Genomic DNA, 17,039 nt, shown 5'->3' with positions numbered 1-17,039 from the left:
TTCTTTTATTGTAAAATAAGAAGGAGACCAATTCATTGCACTGACCTCCTCTCTATATTCTTTTACAATTAAGCAGAAATCTGACTTTCCAGTGCTGTGAGTCCAAGAGCGAGAGCACCACATAATCCCGCCTGTTGGCCTAGTCCTGGTGGAACGATATACTCATCTATGTGTTCCAAAATAGTACTTGAGCTGACATAACCGTTCAGGTTCTGTAGCACGGCCTGCCGAATAAGTGGAAACAATTGTGACTGCTGCATAACACCACCACCCAGAATGATTTTCTGAGGAGAGTTAAGCAATATAGCACCCGTAATCGACTGCGCAATATAAAATGCTTCCATTTCCCATGCAAGGTGATCTATAGGAAGTTCATGTCCCTTCTTCCCCCACCTTGCTTCAATAGCAGGACCTGCCGCCATCCCTTCTAGGCAGTCCCCATGATAGGGACATCCCCCTGGAAATTCATCTTCAGGATGGCGTCTTGTAAGAACATGACCCCCTTCAGGATGCACAAGACCATGTATGAGTTTGCCTTCTGAATACACTCCCACACCAACACCCGTGCCAACTGTATAGTACAAACAGCTGGATAACCCTTGGGCTGCGCCCCATTTGGCTTCACCAAATGCCGCTGCATTGACGTCCGTGTCCCAGCCAAAGGGAACCAAAAAGTGTCTTTTCAAAGTGCCCAGCATATCGTAATTTCCCCAACCTGGTTTTGGTGTTGTTGTAACGTAACCATACGTCGGGCTATCTGGGCGTATATCGATTGGACCAAACGATCCAATTCCGATAGCTTCTACTGGTTTGTCTTGAAAATATTGAATAACTTTGGGCAACGTCAACTCAGGATGTTCTGTCGGGAAACTGATCTGATCTTCAATGATCCCATTTTCATTCCCGATGCCACATATAAACTTCGTTCCGCCAGCTTCAATCGCTCCTATACGCATATACAAGACTCCTCTCGGTGACTAATTCTTGTCTTGCTCAGCAGAGAGAGTAAGCTCATAGATATCCAGGGAAATCAGCAAGTCATTCTCATTTTCTGCAAACACAGCAATACCTTTAGATTCTAGTCCAGGGAATATAAGATCCGTAATCACTGCCTGACCTCCATTACTAAACGCCTCAACGGAAGAGCGATCCACATAAATACGGAGATCATTTGACTCATCAAGCGCTGCGAGTTTGGCTGAATGATGTCCTACGAAATGTTCATGGAAATCATGCTGGCCCGAAGCCTTCCGGTCTACATAAAGTTCCTCTGTCTCACCGTTGATACCGATCACTGTTTGTTCATCCGCACCAACTCTTACCTTGAAACCTACAGATTTACCCCGAGCGAACTCAGCTATAATCTCATAAGATTCCAAGTGAATCTCTTTAAGAAGAGTATTGATTTCTTGCACCGTTGCATTTTTTATAGAAAGGACTTGTACACGAGCTGATTCCAACTCTTGTACCGGCTTCTGCACAAGAAAGGTTCCCCCTTGTCTTGATTCGAGCTGAAGTTCTCTTGCAATTGTCATCGCGCCACGGAATTCTTCTGCTGGCGTCTTGTTAGCATACATCCAGTTGCTCATCCAGCCGATAAATAGTCTTCTTCCATCTTCCGCCGGTATATCGGACCAGCTTACACCTGCATAGTTATCTCTTCCATAATCAAGCCAGCGAACTTTTATCGAATCTTCATCTGGCGTGAACACTTCTCCATCAAAATCCCCTGTAAAATACTGTGTTCTTGATCCTTCCACAAAAGCGGGATCCGCACCGATGCTCACTAGCATCACCCATTTCGTGTTCGAAGGATCGCCATCAATGGCTAGCGGGAACAAGTCCGGGCATTCCCATACCCCGTCATGAGAACCGATTCCTTCTCCGAATTCACTGGCAAAAGTCCAGTTCATCAGATCAGGAGAATGATATAGACACACCGTTTGGCCACAAGCTACAATCATCACCCATTGATTAGTATCTTTATTCCAAAATACTTTTGGGTCACGGAAATCAATGAATGTATCATGTTCAAGTACCGGGTTTCCATCATATTTCGTCCAGGTTCTTCCGTTATCCTTACTATAAGCCAAGCTTTGACGCTGAATGGCTGGCTTGCCTTCCGGCATATCCAAATGGTGTGTAAAAATCGCTACTAGACCTGGTTCATCTTCAAAAAATCCAGTCGTATTATTCCAGTCAACTACGGCACTGCCGGAAAAAATCATACCTAACTCATCTGGAGCAAGAGCGATAGGCAGCTCCTCCCATGTAACCAGATCCTTGCTGACCGCATGGCCCCAGTGCATAGCGCCCATAGTCATTCCACCTGGATGGTGCTGAAAAAACAAATGATATTCATCCTCAAAATAAACCATTCCGTTTGGATCATTCATCCACTTTTCCTTAGGGGAAAAATGATACACTCCGCGGTAATTTTGTTTCGCAATCGTAGACATTATTGTTTTCTCCTTTACTCCCGAACACGGCATTTACCGCATATTATTTATAGTTTATTATTTGCTTGCTCTGTCATAGCCGCCTTGTTTAATTTCAAGCCATTCTTGCAGGCCCAGACGGTCCAATTCTTTCAAATATTCATCCCACTGCGCTTCGACTTTACCATTTTGGTACCATTCAGTACGCATTCTAAGCACGTAGGCAAATAGATCCGTCTCAATTGTCGTAAGGCGATCAAGCTCTTGAATAGAATGGAATACACTCGGCATTACGTTTTCTGCTTTCATTTTAGGCGCCATGATGTTCTTGATAATATCCATTCTGCCTTTGGCATCATCCGGCATGGTTGTGTATTTGCCATAATAGGAATCAAGGATAGCTAAGGGTCCACCGACACTTGTTTTCTCACGTAGTTCTACAGGAGCTGCACCCTCCAGCGGCAAATGCTTCAGCATTTCTTTTTCTTTATCAAATTCGAAAATATTTTGCTGTTTATCGTCTCCATACGTTCCCCAGTTGTTCTGTACAGATTGAATCGGATCGTAGAGTTGATCAACCCATTTTGCTGTCGTTTCTAAGTTCTTATTGGCGCTAGTGACAACCATCTTACCTCTGCCCAAACCAAGCGCATTCGTTCTTGTTACGTTAACTTCACCATCTGGTCCAGCAAGTGGAGGCATAACCTCGTAAATGTCATTTGCTCCAGTGATGTTGGCTTTATCCCATGAGAAGTAAAGTCCGTATCTCTGATCCTTCCCTTTTGCAAGGTAAGTACTCCAGTCCTGTGTATAGGCTTCAATATCAATGAGTCCTTCTTTATACAGCTCGTTAATAAAAGAAACGGCTTCTTTGTAATCATCTTGTGCCGCCGTAAATATTACCTTCCCATCATTGCTTACAACCGCGTGGTCGGGGTTCTCCCCCAATCCGAATGAAGCAAATAGGAAAACCAGATCTTCTGCTCCAGGCTTGTTAATAAAGGACAAAGGAATTTCGTCAGCCTTACCATTGCCATTTGGATCTTTTGTCTTGAAGGCAATTAATACTTCTTTTAATTCTTCTGTTGTTGTAGGCATATCAAGGCCCAGCTTCTCAAGCCATTCCACATTGATCCAAGGCATACTGTCTACCGCCTGGATTCTTTCTTTGCCATTGCCCAGCTCTTCGATCCACGGAAAGGCATAAATATTACCGTCTGGTGCCGTAATCATACTCTTGTATTCCGGTGCTTCTTCCAGCACCTTTTTGAAGTTGGGCATATTGTTCTCGATAAGCTCATTCAGCGGAATAATGGCACCATCTTTAGCAAGCTTGAGCAGCTCATAGTCGCTATAGTCCGCATTAAAAATTGCATCAGGAAGATCGCCGCTTGCCACAGCCAAGTTTCTTTTTTCAACAAATACGTCTTTCGTGAAATTCTTCCAATTAATATGAACATTCGTCTTTTCTTCAAGACGCTTATTAATCAGTTTTTCATTTGGATCAACGGGTGCAAGTGGAGAGCTTTGCGTAATAAAGTTCAAAGTTACTTTACCGCTGGCGTCCTGTTCTTTACTAGCTGCACTTCCCCCTCCTCCTCCGCCACCGCATGCAGTAAGGAACATAAACGAAGCAAGTACAGATGCAGAAGCTACTTTCGTTGATACTCTTGATTTCTTAATTCTTTTCATAGGGTATGACCTCCAAATTAGATATGAATGAATTAATCTTTATCTATGTGCAGCCTGTTTCCTACTTAAGGGAACCGACCATAACACCTTTTTCAAAGTACTTCTGGAAGAACGGATACATAACAATAAGTGGCAAACTGGAAACAACAATGGCAGCGTACTTGATGATTTCAGACAATCGTTTCATTTCCGCCATGGCGAGTTGATCGCTGATCATGCCCGGATCTACCTGATTCTGGATCAAGATGGACCGCAACACGAGCTGCAGTGGATGAAGATTCGGATTATCTAAATAGATCATGGCGTCAAAGTAGGAATTCCACTGGCCCACAAAAGCATAAAGAGCGAGCACGAAAACAATCGGTTTGGAGAGCGGTAATACGACACTGAAGAAAATCCGCATCTCCGAAGCTCCGTCGACATTAGCGGCTTCCTTCATTTCATTCGGTACTCCTTTGAAGAAAGTTCTAGAGAGAATGATGTTCCATACATTGACTGCCCCTGGAATAATCACCGCCCAGACTGTATCAAGCAGACCAAGGTTCTTAACGAGCAGGTATGTAGGTATAAGCCCACCCCCAAAGAACATGGTGATAATAAACAAGGTCATGAAGAATCCTTTTCCTTTGAGCCTGTCATCAGACAGTGCGTACCCTGCACAGATTGAGACGAGAACGGTAAGCATAGCAAATGAAACAGAGTATAAAACAGAGTTTCCAAAACCTCGGATCATGGCCGGATTAGAAAGAATTTTTATATACCCTTCTAATGACCAGTCCGAAAGGTTGAATGATAATCCTTTACTGAGCAGAACTGATGGATCCATAAAAGATGCAATCACTACATAAATCAAAGGAAGTACAATGATAAGTACGGCCAGTGTCAGGAAGATCGCGTTCAGCACGACGATAAAGCGATCTAATCCGGAATGTTTAATGGGCATAGCTTGTTGCTCCTTTCTTAGTAAAGACCTTCGCCCTCATTCAGTTTCTTCACGGTGAAGTTAACGGTGACGAGCAAGACGATGTTGATGATAGAGTTAAACAACCCTACTGCGGCTGAATAGGCATAATCGCCCGACTGCAAACCAATTTTATAAACGTAAGTCGGAATGATTTCTGAGGTTGGCAAGTTCATCGCCGTTTGCATGAGATAGGCTTTTTCGAAACCAATGGACATAATCCCACCAGCTGCAAGGATAAATACGATAGCCATAATTGGACGAATGGTTGGCAAATCGATATGGCGTATTCTTTGTAGAAGATTAGCGCCGTCAAGATTGGCTGCATTATGTAACTCAGGATCGACATTAGCAAGTGCTGCTACATAAATAATGGATGCCCAACCGGCTCCGGTCCAAATATCAGAAAGAATGTAGATCGAACGGAAGTACTCCGGACGAGACATGAACATGATTGGTTCACCTGTAAGCCACGTAAAAAACTGGTTAATCGGTCCCGTTGGGGACAAGAAGATAAACAACATCCCGACCACAACGACAACAGAAATAAAGTTAGGTGCATACAAGAACAACTGAATATTCTTTTTGACGCCTGCACGGCGAATTTGATTTAACATCAACGCAAGCAGGATTGGAATTGGAAAACTCAGAACTAATCCGAAAAAACTTAATTTAAGCGTATTCATAAAGATAACTTCGAAGTTGGGGGATGACAGGAATTTCTCGAAGTTGTACAAGCCTACCCATTCACTCCCCATAATCCCTTTGATTGGGCTGAAATCTTTAAAGGCGATAATCGCACCATACATAGGACCGTATTTAAAAATCAGGGTCAGGATCACAGCTGGTGCGAGCAAAATATAAAGAAAGTAGTATTTCTTTAGATAGTCTAGTAAGGAGCTCTTATGTTTGGACACCATTGTTCTGTGTTCAGCTTCTATTAGGTTTTGCAATGCCTTTACCTCCGTTCTTATCAATGTTTATATCTTGATGCAGTAAGGGCTTTCAATTGGCTTATGTCCTGCTGCTTTTACAATTTACCAAACACTTAATCGTTCGTCAATACATTTTGTAAAAATATTTATGTGCATATGACAAAATATTTTGTTCATAAATGACGCTTTAAATTTTACAAAATTACAAATACAGCCAATTTAAATAGGATTGTATACTTTAAAGTCAACATATTCTCATGAAGATGAAAAGAATAATACCTTTTTCGCACACTTACCCACTGGTAAAATGTAAACTAAATTGTGCATTTGTAAATATTATATTGCTATTTTGAGTAAACTAATATACATTAAAGAGAGTTGGAATCATGACAAATAGTACACTATTTGTGGCGAAGGTTAAGAACAAGAATATAGAGGTGAATTACATAGATGGCCAGGGAAAAAGTAACCATACAAGACATCGCGGATGCTTTAGGAATCTCCAGAAATACAGCTTCCAAAGCCTTAAATGGAACGAATGGTATACCTGATGAAACCAGAAACAAGGTTATAAAGAAAGCGATAGAGTTAAAATATAAACAATTTGCTTTTATGGACACCGAGAGTGTTCAACCAAGAAACTCTGGAAACATCGCTTTATTAACAGAAAACTTACCTAACACTTCCCACTTTGGATCGAAACTGATCAGTGGCATGGAGAAACGAATCAGCGCGGAAGGATATAATTTATCCATGCACATTATAAGAGACATTGATCAGGAGTCCTTGTCTCTTCCAAATAATTTTGATGTCGCCAATGTAGACGGAATTATTTGTATTGAGTTGTTCAATTCCGAATATAGTAAGCTGATTACAAGTCTAGGCATTCCAACTATTTTCATCGACTGCTCTGCCGATATCTGCTACCCTGAATTCCAAGCAGATGTACTTCTCATGGAAAATGAACACAGCACATATCAACTTACAAAAAAGTTAATTGATGGCGGTTACACATCACTGGGGTTCATCGGGGACTATAATCACTGTAGGAGTTTTAACGAAAGATGGGTGGGCTTTAATCGCGCTTTGATAGAATGTGGGATTCAGCTTGATCTCTCACAATGTATTCTCGATGACGACCGACTGTTTTTTTCGAGTCCGGAGTGGGCAGATACTAGGCTGAGCCAAATCAATGAGCTTCCTTCTGCTTTCGTGTGTGCTAACGATTATATTGCGGTTACCTTTATGAAGTCACTCAAAAATATGCTTTCTATTCCTAATGACCTCGTCATTTGTGGTTTTGATAATGGTCCTGAATCAAGCATTGTAGAACCCCATCTCACCACTGTTCATATTTATAGTAATCAGATGGGTGTCAAAGCAGCTGAAATGCTACTTTCCCGAATTCATGATCCGAAGCAACCCTATCAGGTTTCTCATATTTATACCAAACTCATCCTAAGAGAATCTACACCTAATATCAGTTGATGAATTTAAAAAGAACCCAAGCGATTAAAAATTCCGTCGCTGGAGTTCTTTTTTTTCGTTGAATTGTTCCAATTACAATTTCCTGTATTTATAATCCCACAATTAGTTCAAGGAAGGATTGTATTCTTCATAAGAAAGAACAATATGCTCACTTTTTAGCAGACAATGCTCTATGATCGCCTTACGTTTCGCTTTCAGGACAATTTGTTCAATATCAGCAAAACTGCAACCGGAAAGACGTTCGCATGTGTCCTCCAGCAGCCCAGCTTCACTTTCAAAGTCATTAATTAACAGTTCGACATATTGACGCCTACTTGATTCATCCGGATTAGCATAAATCATTTTTGTATCAAACCTTCGCCAAATAGCTCTATCCAGTTCATTTTCTAGGTTCGTCGCTGCTACAAAAATGCTATTGTCACCAAAATCATCGAGACATTGCAGCAGTGTATTCACCGCACGAGCCATTTCTTTAACCTCGTCATTACTCTCCCGTGTTCTTGCAATGGCATCAAACTCATCCAGGAAAAGAACACAAGGAGATGCTTTGGCATACTCAAATATTTTCCGGATATTACTTCCAGTCTCGCCCAAATGACTGTGAATAATTGCATCAAGTCGAACCAGGATAAGTGGAAGCTCCAGCATTTGAGCCATATAAAATGCCGTCAGTGTTTTCCCTGTGCCCGGTGGACCATACATAACCACTTTATTGGGAATGGGAACTCGATGTTCTTCAAATCTTTCCCTCATACCTAGGATTGTGATGAATTCTTCGACAATCTTTCGATTCATATCGGGTAGGACGAGATGTCTAACCTTTTTGGCACATTCTTTGGGTGTATAATAGGTACCCATATCAATCCCTTTTGCTCTGGGTAGACGTTGATTGGTACTGCTTTTATTCATTATTTATTGAAGCTCCTTTAAAATGGTTATTTTCAAGAAATCCAAAAGATCCTTTCTGAATCCAGTTCAACCTGCTCTAATTGCCGCTCGAAGTCCTCGTGAGGAACGATAGAGTCCGCTTGTGACCATTCATTATCCACAAATCAATTCAAATGCACATTGTTTTTATTCGTAATTATTACGATTTAAAATATCATACTTTCTTTTTGTTTATAATGTCAACCAGTAGCACCTAAAAGAGCCTTTATAATTCCAAGGCTCTTTTAGGGTTTATCTATTAAATCGGCCCTCCAGGCAAAGCAGAAGTTCCAGCATCTTGCCTTCACATATTGTAAGTCCTGGCTAGCTTGGACTTAGCTCTGAGCCGGCTGAATTCCTTAGTTACCAGGATTACCGTCCACACTACAACCACAGAATCAATTACAAGCGAACCCCAATATACTCCGGAGACGCCTAACCATCTTGGCAAAACAAGCATCACTGGCACATAAAAAACAAGTTGTCTGGTGATGCCGATAACGGCCGCCGGTTTCCCTTTATTAATCGCAGGGAAAAAGGTCATGGCCATAAAAATGAGCGACAATAATGGCAGAACCGCCATGTTCAACCGGAAATATAACATTTCGCTGGTCTTAAAGATTTGATCCGGCAGCATTAGCCCCAGAATGGAAGCCGGCGAGATCATGGAAATTATCCAGAAAGGCAAAGTCAGCAGCATGGAAACGAGTGTGAATATTTTATAGGCTTTGATGGCGCGCTCATACTGTTCTGCTCCAAAATTTATGCCGATGACTGGCTGCAAGGCGCGCATTAATCCGAATATCGGCGTCAACAGGAAGGTGAATACACGAAAAACCACTCCATAAAATGCAATATCTGCTGTAGTCCCGTATCTCGACAGTGCATTAAATACTACAACAGCCTGTACCAGATTCATAAAGTTCATAATGAAAGAGGACATTCCCAGACCAATTATGGATTTGATTGTGGCAGCATCCCGATAGATTGCAAAGACATTCGTTCGGAATGAGGCAAATCCTTTGCCAAAATAAATCCATCCCAGCAAGGTGTAGACCAGCATCCCGATATTTGTAGCCCAGGCAGCTCCCTCTACTCCAAAATCCAGCCAGGCTACCAGAATATAATTGGACAATACATCAACTGCCAGTCCAATACCCATTACCACGGCTGCCGATTTCATTTTCCCTTCGGCACGTACAATCATGTTGGCAGCCAGTCCATAAATCCAGAAAAATGAACCAATCACCGTAATTCTAAAATAGCTGTCTCCAAGAGCCAGAGTTTCCCCTTCTCCTCCCATGATTCGCACCAGCTGTGTAGAGAAAAGCAAACCCAATACCATATAGACAAGCGTTACAAGGATGGACAGATAATTAACATTCCCCATCAAACGCTTCTGCATTTCTTTGTCCTGCCTGCCGAGGGCTAAACTTAAAGCAGAACCGGCACCCACCCCAATCAAGGAGCCCAGTCCCAAGCTGATCTGGGTTAATGGATAAGCTACCGAAACCCCAGCCAGTGCTTCCTCTCCGACAAACCTTCCCACAAATACAGCGGCAATAACCGCATTTAAGCCATAGAGGACCATTGCGATGATAGCGGGCCATGATAACTGGACCATAATATTCCATAGATTACCGTTGAGAATAAAATGCGTCTGCTTGTCTTTGCTGTTGTTTATCTGTGTTACTGTGTTCATAATATGAATTTTCTCTCCTTCTTTTGACTGAATATGCAAAGTCCTCGTTCAAAAATTATACGGGACTCCCTGCATTAACTAGTCTATAAGACATGTTGGCTAGCAACTACCGCAAAAAGGATTGTTTCTATCTCATATAGGATTTTATCTTTGAATTTATATAAATCTCCCCGGAATAGCCCCCTCTCATTTCCATTCCTATTAAAAAACTGCAGCAGGAGTGGTCGCGGCTCCGCAAGTTTCCGGTACATGGTCAATTTTGAATGCTAGGCAATCATTTAGTCCCCCTACTTAACTCAACAAAAAAAGCAACTTCCCAGTTGGCAAGTTGCTTTTAAAAAAACTCTTTTGTGATAAAGTAACGATGAAAAAAAACGATTGAAGTCAAAAACCGACCTAATAAGCAGCGAACGGATCCGCATTATTCGAAAGGAACTGAGCCCATGTGAATTTGAATTCAGGACTGCCTACAACACTTTCTGCTATATCACCTGGAACAAAAAACACAGTGAATCCTGCATTAGTCAAGTAGAAGTTATCCAGGTATGCATTAGAATCTTTAGTTAACTTATTGAACAGGTCAATAGAGTAGATAGAAGACTCAGTACCTTTTTGGACTTGTTCTTGAAGTGATTTCTTAATAACCTGACTGTAATTGCTGTTGGATTTCAGCAAATCTCCCAGCTTCATTGTCCTACCATCCTGCAGAGAGTAAGTAAGACCTGTTTGTGAGCCGCCTCCATGAGCTCCGCCGAGGTATTGATAATTGGTAAGCAGGAAGCTAATCACTCCATTTTGATTGTAAGTCACCTTGTAGGCCAGTTCGAAATCGTATGTCGCTCCTTCCGCTGGAGCACCAGACTTAGCCAGTTGTTTTTCCGAGGCATCTAGAAACTTCTGTGCCTGAGCTTTCACCGCTTTATTAATTGCCGCTTCGGCATTTTGATTCTCAAGCTGCGATACAACTGGATATACGATATTGATGGTTACATCCTTATGGGAATTAGAAGACTGGAGTTTACCGGCAGTTATAGTCAGTTCATTCATTCCTGCATTCGTGATATTGACAGTACGGGTTTGTCCGTTCCATTGGGCCAAATATCCGAAAGGTTCAACCAAGGCTTGCACTGCAACAAAAGAAGTTCCTCCGATTACCTGAGCTTCGTATCTTTGTCCCAGACCGCTTCCATTTAACTTTACAAGTGCACTGTCGATATCCAATGAATAATTTACAGTATTCTCTCCCAGGGTAAGCTCTACACTATGATTTTTGTTATCGTATTTAACAGCTGCGCCTAATGCTTGCGCTGCGTCTTTAAGCGGAATGAGTGTATTACCTAATGGGCTTAGGAAAGCCTGAGTCCCGATTGCTTTACCTTTAACCTGGACATTCACCCTGGAGGTTATTGTTGCAGTAGTGGCTGCAGCATGAACTGATCCGACAGACACGGGTAAAGCCGCCGCTGTGCCAACTGCAGCCAGTGCTGCTGACAATAGAAGTACGGACATCCGCTTTTTAGTTGTGAATTTTTTAACTTGAGTTTCCATTTTGAAGATCTCCTTTTAGTCATTTTCTTACTATCACACTATAATCCCGTCATTTCCCGGATGGTTTACAGTATTTTCAGAAAAAGATTACAATTTTTACATGGAATTCGCTAATCAATGATGCATTGAAACCATTAAGGCAAATCCAAAAAGTGTCCAGTCATTTAGCACATGCACTATAAACGATGTCCAAATGTTTTTAGTCTTAATGTATGGATAGAGCAGAACAATCCGTACAATGCCGATACCGAGAATGGCTTGTGCAATATTCCAATTATAAGTTGGTAAATGGTATGCGCCAAAAATAATGGATACTACAATCCACGCTAAGATAATCGCAGACTTTCTGTTCAGTTTAAGTTTTTTTACTCCTAAGTACAAAATGACTAAGAATGGAAGGATCGTTATTAATTCTTCTCCAAAAAGCATCGGGAGCATTGTCAGGAACGTCGTAATTGTATCGGAAAAATTACCATTGAATCCTTCACTCACTGGATTTGCACTAAAATTAAATAATTTCGTAATAATAAAACCAACACCATAGGTCACAATAAGATTTACAATGTACGTCCCAAGAATTAATATAATATCTTTAGCAACTAATTTTCTGAAAAGTAATGTCCACTGACTCCGTGCAACAAAGATAACTGCTGCTAATGGGAAAATCACATTTATAAAAGGATGTCCATAAGTACCTCCAAACCCAATAAGAAACAATGCAAAACCTGCAGCAACAGCTATCAGAAATATTAGGCTGGTTTTCAAATTTAGAGTAGGGGATTGCAGTTCACTGTAGAACGGAAAATCATCATTTTTACGCTCAAATCTAAAAAAATTACTTTTACTCATCATTAATCAAATCCTTCCTGAAAATAATGAAAAGCTATACTCTCTGAATACTAAAACCAATGATGCGGAGAATAGAAATACAGTCAGCTGTTTTTTTGTACTATCACACTATACTCCCATTTTTTTCTGAAACATTTACAATTTTTTCAGAAAAGAATTACAATATTTACACAAGTTTTGAATAAACTGAAATTAATTCATCACTTAATTTTGCAAATTCATGAAAATGTTTTTAAAAAAATGAATCTATTTCAGAAATAATTATGTTGTTTTGATAAAATAGACAGGTAATAATAGAATAAACAGTTCCCTTGTTAAAAAACTAAAAAGCGAGGTTTACCAATGTTATGGACCTGAAGCTGTTAAAAAAAATTAAAACGATAAATTTCTTCACATTCTTCTTTTTTTGGACTGTCATCTTTTTTGCTCTTGCGGATAAGCCACCACCTGCTGGTTTCTATGGGCTTATTGCCCTATTATTAGTTTATGGTATTTTACTTATTATCTATTTAAATGATTTTATTGAAAGCTTGATTAAGAAGCGAAGAGGAGTTTTTCTACTCAATTTGTTATATTTCTCCTTGGGAGGTTTTGCTTTCAGTCTAATTCTTTCAATTATTGTCATTAACCTTGTTTCAAATGTAGAAAATGAAGGATATCTAATCTCGGCATTCAGTTCAACCGTAATAGGATTCCTTAACGGGTTATGTTTTTATTTTTTCAACAAGCTGCTTGTGAAGAGGTACAACCTAATGATTGAGCAGAACCGCTCTGAATAATAAAAAAGCCGAATTAGCTAAAGAATGACGTATCGCCAAAAAGCAACTTATCCGCAGATAAGTTGCTTCTTTATCATGATTTTTAACTTCTACACTATATAAGTTGAACTTAAGAATAAAGTAACGTAAACCGACGAATCCCCTGTCCTCACAGGTATCAATCTTTTCCCAGACTTTGTTTCTTAAATTCACTCTCGAAACATAACTCCGTGAGATCCCCAGCTCCTTCGCTATCTCCCGCTGTATCCGCTCTTCTCGATCTTCAGATATACTCCCTTGAGCAAATCATCCACTTCCGAATCAAAATATCGATAAGTGTAATGTTTAAAAAACTATATTTACAATTCAGAATGCTCGTGTTTCGCTTTGAGACGACTCCAGCGGCGCTGAACTTCGCTCTCAAAGCTGCGCAGAGCCGGTTCGTTCTCAGGCTTGAGCAGATGGCGGGTCTTACCCATCGTCTTCAGCCAGGCAGAGACTTCAATACGTTTGTCCTTGTTCTCCGGATTGTACGTAATGGTCGTTGTGCCTTGTTCCACTTCATACAGCGGGAAGAAGCAGGATTCCACCGCCAAGGATACAATATCCGTCCCATCCTTGTCTTCGGTCATCCAATTCAACGGGCAGGCAATCAGAATCTTGCCGTAGACCAGACCTTCATTCTGCGCGTACCATTGGGCCTTAGCTGCTTTTTTGAGCAGATCCTGCGGATAGGCTTCACAGCCGGTGAATACATAAGGAATATTAGTGGCTGCCATGATCTGGGCAGTATCTTTATGCTGGGTGACTTTACCCTGCTGGGTCTTGCCGATGCTTGAAGTAGAAGTCCGGTGACCGAGCGGTGTTGAATAAGACTGCTGTGCACCAGTGTTCATATAACCTTCATTATCATACTCGATGATAATCATTTTATGTCCGCGCAGTGCAGCACCAATGGCTGGTCCCATCCCGATATCCATACCTCCGTCGCCTGTTACCATAACGAAAGTAAAGTCATTCCTCAGGCCCAGTCCATCCAGCTCTCCGCGGCGTTTGCGTTCCCAGAACATTTCTACCACCCCGGACAACGTAGCCGCACCGTTCTGGAAAAGGTTATGGATGAACGTTGACTTGTGCGACGAATAAGGATAGCCGGTTGTTGTAACCATTGCGCATCCTGTATGGTACAGCGCAACGATATCTCCTTCAATTCCCCTGAAGAACAGCTCAAGACCCGAGAAAATCCCGCAGCCCGGACATGTGCCGTGACCCGGAGCCAGGCGTCTTGGTTTCTTCATCAAACTGCGGATCGGGGGAATCTTCACGGCCAGCTTTCCGGTTTCTTCATTTTTAGTAACAGTAATGAGGCCCGTCTTCAACAAATCGAAATTCATCGGCTTAAGCAGGCGCTGCGGTGCCTTTTCCGGTTCACCAGGATTGTGGCCGTAGTAATCAAACGGTACTTCAACACGGTCAGCAACAACAGCATCCAACGCCAGCTGGAAGAAATGATGGCCATCTTCAGCATAGAAGTCCTTGCCGCCTAATCCGTAAATCCGGCTGATGACTTTAGTCGTTGTATTCCCGTAAGTGAACAGCGCTGCCTTGATTTCGTTAACCATGTTGCCGCCGTGTCCGCCGAAGGAATCCGCACGGTCACCAACAGTAATGGCTTTGACATTCTTCAGTGCTTCCGCGATCTGCTTCTGCGGGAACGGACGGATCATGTTCGGTGAAATCGCTCCGGCTTTGACTCCCTGCAGTCGCAACTGATCCACAACATCCTTAATGATCTCGGACGCGGAATTCATCAGGAAGACAGCCACATCGGCATCCCCCATCCGGTACTGCTCAATCACCTCATAATGGCGTCCGGTCAGATCAGCAAATTCCTGAGCGATCTCTTCGAACACTTCACCGGCATTGTACATGGCCACAGACTGCTGATAGCGATTATTGATATAATCCGGTTCATTCATGTAAGGACCAACAGTAACCGGATTGTTGCGGTCAAGGGTATCGGTTGAGCCGGCTGGCGGCTGTTCGCCTACGAATTTATGCACATCTGCGCGGTGCGCAAAAGCCTGTACGCGGCGCTTCTGGTGAGAAGTGAAATATCCGTCCGAAGCTACCATAACCGGCAGGCGGACTTTGACATGCTCAGCCAGCTTCAGTGCCATCAGATTCATGTCGTAGACCGACTGCGGGTCACGGCACATCAGAATCGGCCAGCCGGTATTGAGTGCAAAATACAAATCGGAGTGGTCCCCGTGAATGTTCAGCGGTCCGGAGATGGAGCGGCAAATCAGGTTCATAACCATGGGCATCCGCGTACCGGCTTGTACAGGCAGCTGCTCAAGCATGTACATGTAGCCTTGCGCACTGGTGGCGTTAAATACGCGTCCGCCGGCTGTAGAAGCGCCATAACAGATACCTGCCGAGCTGTGCTCACCATCTGAGGGCACGAGCATAATGTCATGCTGGCCGCTGGCTTTCATCGTATCGAGGAATTGGGCAACCTCTGTCGATGGCGAGATCGGGAAATACCCCATGACATGATAGTTGATCTGATGCGCAGCATAGGCCGCCATCTCATTGCCTGATTCATATAGGAATTTCTGTTCTACTTTGGCAGAACCTATTTCTTTTTCATAATCAATAGCCATTGTTCATTCCGCCTTTCTAACCGGATTTACGCTTGCGTGATGAGATCGAATGGATGATGCACCGTATGGCTGTCGGCATAGCCTTCCTTCTCGCGCATGCTTGAGAGTGCCGAGGTCGGGCAGGCGCCTACGCATTTCAGGCAACCCTTGCAATATTGATAATCGATGCCCCGCAGGAACATCTGTGAGCGCCCCTTGCGGTCAAGCCGTTCTTCCCACACAAAACACTGGTCAGGGCAGACGGTGTCACACTGTGCACAGTTAATGCAGGACTCATTTTCATAAGCCGGAATCATTCCGGAACGGGAAATGCTCAAGTTCTTGAGGAAGCTGCTTCCCGGATTGATGATCGTACCGCCTATAGGCTGAGTTTCATAGCCAAACGGCGAAATGTCGGAACGCACATATTCAGGCATGCTGTCCCCTGCCTCCAGCTCGAAGTGCATAAACTTCACTTCATTGTAGCCGCGCTCAAAAGTCGTAATAGCCGATTGTACAGCCTGCGGATATTTTTTGCCGAGCGATTTCTCAATAACGCCCTTCATCGTTTCAGTATCCAGGAATGGGCAGAGCCGGAACAGGGCACCCAGCATCGCCATGTTTACACGGTTTTTCTCTTTCAGTGCGATGCTTGTCGCGTCGATCACAGCAATGGTTCCGGCTTTCATCTTCAGCAGCTCTTTGAGTTCTTCCGGCGTCTTGGCCGAGTTCACAAGAACAGTGCTGTCTTCATTAATCCCGCTGGTGACATTAACGGTCTTGACAAGCGCTTCGTGGAACACCCCAACCACATGGGGACGCTCTACCGGCGAAGTATCACGGATATGCGTGTTTAAATCACAGAACCGGATGTGGGCCTTTACAGCAGAGCCCTTTTTCTCTGATCCATAAGACGAGAAGCTTACGCCGTTCAGCCCCGCTCCGACGACTCCCGCTTCTGCGAGCATTTTACCCGCCAGGTTAGCTCCCAAGCCTCCAATAGACTCCAGTCGAATTTCAAAAAATCCGAGACCGTTAATTCGTGGTAATTCAATCATAAATGAACTCCTTTCACTAGAAGACTAGTAATACTCTT

12 protein-coding genes and 1 pseudogene are annotated in these 17,039 nt (G+C 42.8%); 1 reads left to right on the top strand and 12 read right to left on the bottom strand.

The features are described from left to right. Positions 1 to 68: 68 nt before the first annotated feature. The 5 genes from MHI51_RS07355 to MHI51_RS07335 all read right to left on the bottom strand — a co-directional run bounded on the left by MHI51_RS07355 (position 69) and on the right by MHI51_RS07335 (position 6,011). A complete protein-coding gene (locus MHI51_RS07355; protein ID WP_076276581.1) occupies positions 69 to 956 on the bottom strand; it encodes an ROK family protein in 888 nt (295 codons plus the stop codon). Between the two features lie 21 nt (positions 957 to 977). Next, positions 978 to 2,459, bottom strand: a complete 1,482-nt coding sequence (locus MHI51_RS07350) for a glycoside hydrolase family 32 protein (protein WP_076276582.1) — start codon at positions 2,457 to 2,459, stop codon at positions 978 to 980. Positions 2,460 to 2,516: 57 nt separating this feature from the next. Continuing rightward, positions 2,517 to 4,130 (bottom strand): ABC transporter substrate-binding protein, encoded by a 1,614-nt coding sequence (locus tag MHI51_RS07345; protein ID WP_076193509.1) that lies wholly within the window; start codon positions 4,128 to 4,130, stop codon positions 2,517 to 2,519. Between the two features lie 61 nt (positions 4,131 to 4,191). Next, the gene (locus MHI51_RS07340) at positions 4,192 to 5,073 is read right to left on the bottom strand and encodes a carbohydrate ABC transporter permease (RefSeq protein WP_036675818.1); all 882 of its coding nucleotides are present in this window, start codon (positions 5,071 to 5,073) and stop codon (positions 4,192 to 4,194) included. Between the two features lie 17 nt (positions 5,074 to 5,090). After that, complete coding sequence (locus MHI51_RS07335) at positions 5,091 to 6,011, bottom strand: ABC transporter permease (RefSeq protein ID WP_405174043.1); 921 nt, start codon at positions 6,009 to 6,011, stop codon at positions 5,091 to 5,093. Between the two features lie 465 nt (positions 6,012 to 6,476). Between MHI51_RS07335 and MHI51_RS07330 the strand changes: the two genes are divergently transcribed. After that, the gene (locus MHI51_RS07330) at positions 6,477 to 7,514 is read left to right on the top strand and encodes a LacI family DNA-binding transcriptional regulator (RefSeq protein WP_076276583.1); all 1,038 of its coding nucleotides are present in this window, start codon (positions 6,477 to 6,479) and stop codon (positions 7,512 to 7,514) included. 102 nt (positions 7,515 to 7,616) lie between these two features. Here MHI51_RS07330 and MHI51_RS07325 read toward each other — a convergent pair whose 3' ends face one another. From MHI51_RS07325 to MHI51_RS07295, 7 genes and pseudogenes are all read right to left on the bottom strand, one after another. Then, positions 7,617 to 8,423, bottom strand: a complete 807-nt coding sequence (locus MHI51_RS07325) for an AAA family ATPase (protein WP_179087002.1) — start codon at positions 8,421 to 8,423, stop codon at positions 7,617 to 7,619. A 322-nt stretch (positions 8,424 to 8,745) separates the two neighbouring features. Then, positions 8,746 to 10,143, bottom strand: a complete 1,398-nt coding sequence (locus tag MHI51_RS07320; RefSeq protein WP_076276585.1) for an MATE family efflux transporter — start codon at positions 10,141 to 10,143, stop codon at positions 8,746 to 8,748. A gap of 396 nt (positions 10,144 to 10,539) precedes the next feature. Beyond that, positions 10,540 to 11,691: a PdaC/SigV domain-containing protein gene (locus MHI51_RS07315; RefSeq protein WP_405173723.1), complete on the bottom strand. Its 1,152-nt coding sequence runs from the start codon at positions 11,689 to 11,691 to the stop codon at positions 10,540 to 10,542. A gap of 114 nt (positions 11,692 to 11,805) precedes the next feature. Beyond that, positions 11,806 to 12,543, bottom strand: coding sequence for a CPBP family intramembrane glutamic endopeptidase (locus tag MHI51_RS07310; RefSeq protein ID WP_076276587.1), 738 nt, complete (start codon positions 12,541 to 12,543; stop codon positions 11,806 to 11,808). A gap of 956 nt (positions 12,544 to 13,499) precedes the next feature. Further along, a pseudogene (locus MHI51_RS07305) lies at positions 13,500 to 13,574 on the bottom strand (RNA polymerase subunit sigma-70); the annotation flags it as partial. Positions 13,575 to 13,657: 83 nt separating this feature from the next. After that, the gene (locus tag MHI51_RS07300) at positions 13,658 to 15,964 is read right to left on the bottom strand and encodes a thiamine pyrophosphate-dependent enzyme (protein ID WP_076125316.1); all 2,307 of its coding nucleotides are present in this window, start codon (positions 15,962 to 15,964) and stop codon (positions 13,658 to 13,660) included. A gap of 26 nt (positions 15,965 to 15,990) precedes the next feature. After that, positions 15,991 to 17,001: a 2-oxoacid:acceptor oxidoreductase family protein gene (locus MHI51_RS07295; RefSeq protein WP_076218363.1), complete on the bottom strand. Its 1,011-nt coding sequence runs from the start codon at positions 16,999 to 17,001 to the stop codon at positions 15,991 to 15,993. Positions 17,002 to 17,039 lie beyond the last annotated feature (38 nt).

It is taken from the genome of Paenibacillus sp. FSL H8-0260 (assembly GCF_045040625.1).
In the GTDB taxonomy this organism is placed as follows: domain Bacteria; phylum Bacillota; class Bacilli; order Paenibacillales; family Paenibacillaceae; genus Paenibacillus_AQ; species Paenibacillus_AQ odorifer.
The sequence above is the reverse complement of the archived record's forward strand: the minus strand, read 5'-3'. Positions and strand labels throughout refer to the sequence as shown.

Excerpts from the sequence above, each read along its gene's own strand:
- MHI51_RS07320 (WP_076276585.1), bottom strand. The coding sequence starts at position 10,143 with ATGAACACAGTAACACAGATAAACAACAGCAAAGACAAGCAGACGCAT.
- MHI51_RS07310 (WP_076276587.1), bottom strand. The coding sequence starts at position 12,543 with ATGATGAGTAAAAGTAATTTTTTTAGATTTGAGCGTAAAAATGATGAT.
- MHI51_RS07300 (WP_076125316.1), bottom strand. The coding sequence starts at position 15,964 with ATGGCTATTGATTATGAAAAAGAAATAGGTTCTGCCAAAGTAGAACAG.
- MHI51_RS07345 (WP_076193509.1), bottom strand. The coding sequence starts at position 4,130 with ATGAAAAGAATTAAGAAATCAAGAGTATCAACGAAAGTAGCTTCTGCA.
- MHI51_RS07315 (WP_405173723.1), bottom strand. The coding sequence starts at position 11,691 with ATGGAAACTCAAGTTAAAAAATTCACAACTAAAAAGCGGATGTCCGTA.
- MHI51_RS07335 (WP_405174043.1), bottom strand. The coding sequence starts at position 6,011 with ATGGTGTCCAAACATAAGAGCTCCTTACTAGACTATCTAAAGAAATAC.
- MHI51_RS07355 (WP_076276581.1), bottom strand. The coding sequence starts at position 956 with ATGCGTATAGGAGCGATTGAAGCTGGCGGAACGAAGTTTATATGTGGC.
- MHI51_RS07350 (WP_076276582.1), bottom strand. The coding sequence starts at position 2,459 with ATGTCTACGATTGCGAAACAAAATTACCGCGGAGTGTATCATTTTTCC.
- MHI51_RS07325 (WP_179087002.1), bottom strand. The coding sequence starts at position 8,423 with ATGAATAAAAGCAGTACCAATCAACGTCTACCCAGAGCAAAAGGGATT.
- MHI51_RS07340 (WP_036675818.1), bottom strand. The coding sequence starts at position 5,073 with ATGCCCATTAAACATTCCGGATTAGATCGCTTTATCGTCGTGCTGAAC.
- MHI51_RS07330 (WP_076276583.1), top strand. The coding sequence starts at position 6,477 with ATGGCCAGGGAAAAAGTAACCATACAAGACATCGCGGATGCTTTAGGA.
- MHI51_RS07295 (WP_076218363.1), bottom strand. The coding sequence starts at position 17,001 with ATGATTGAATTACCACGAATTAACGGTCTCGGATTTTTTGAAATTCGA.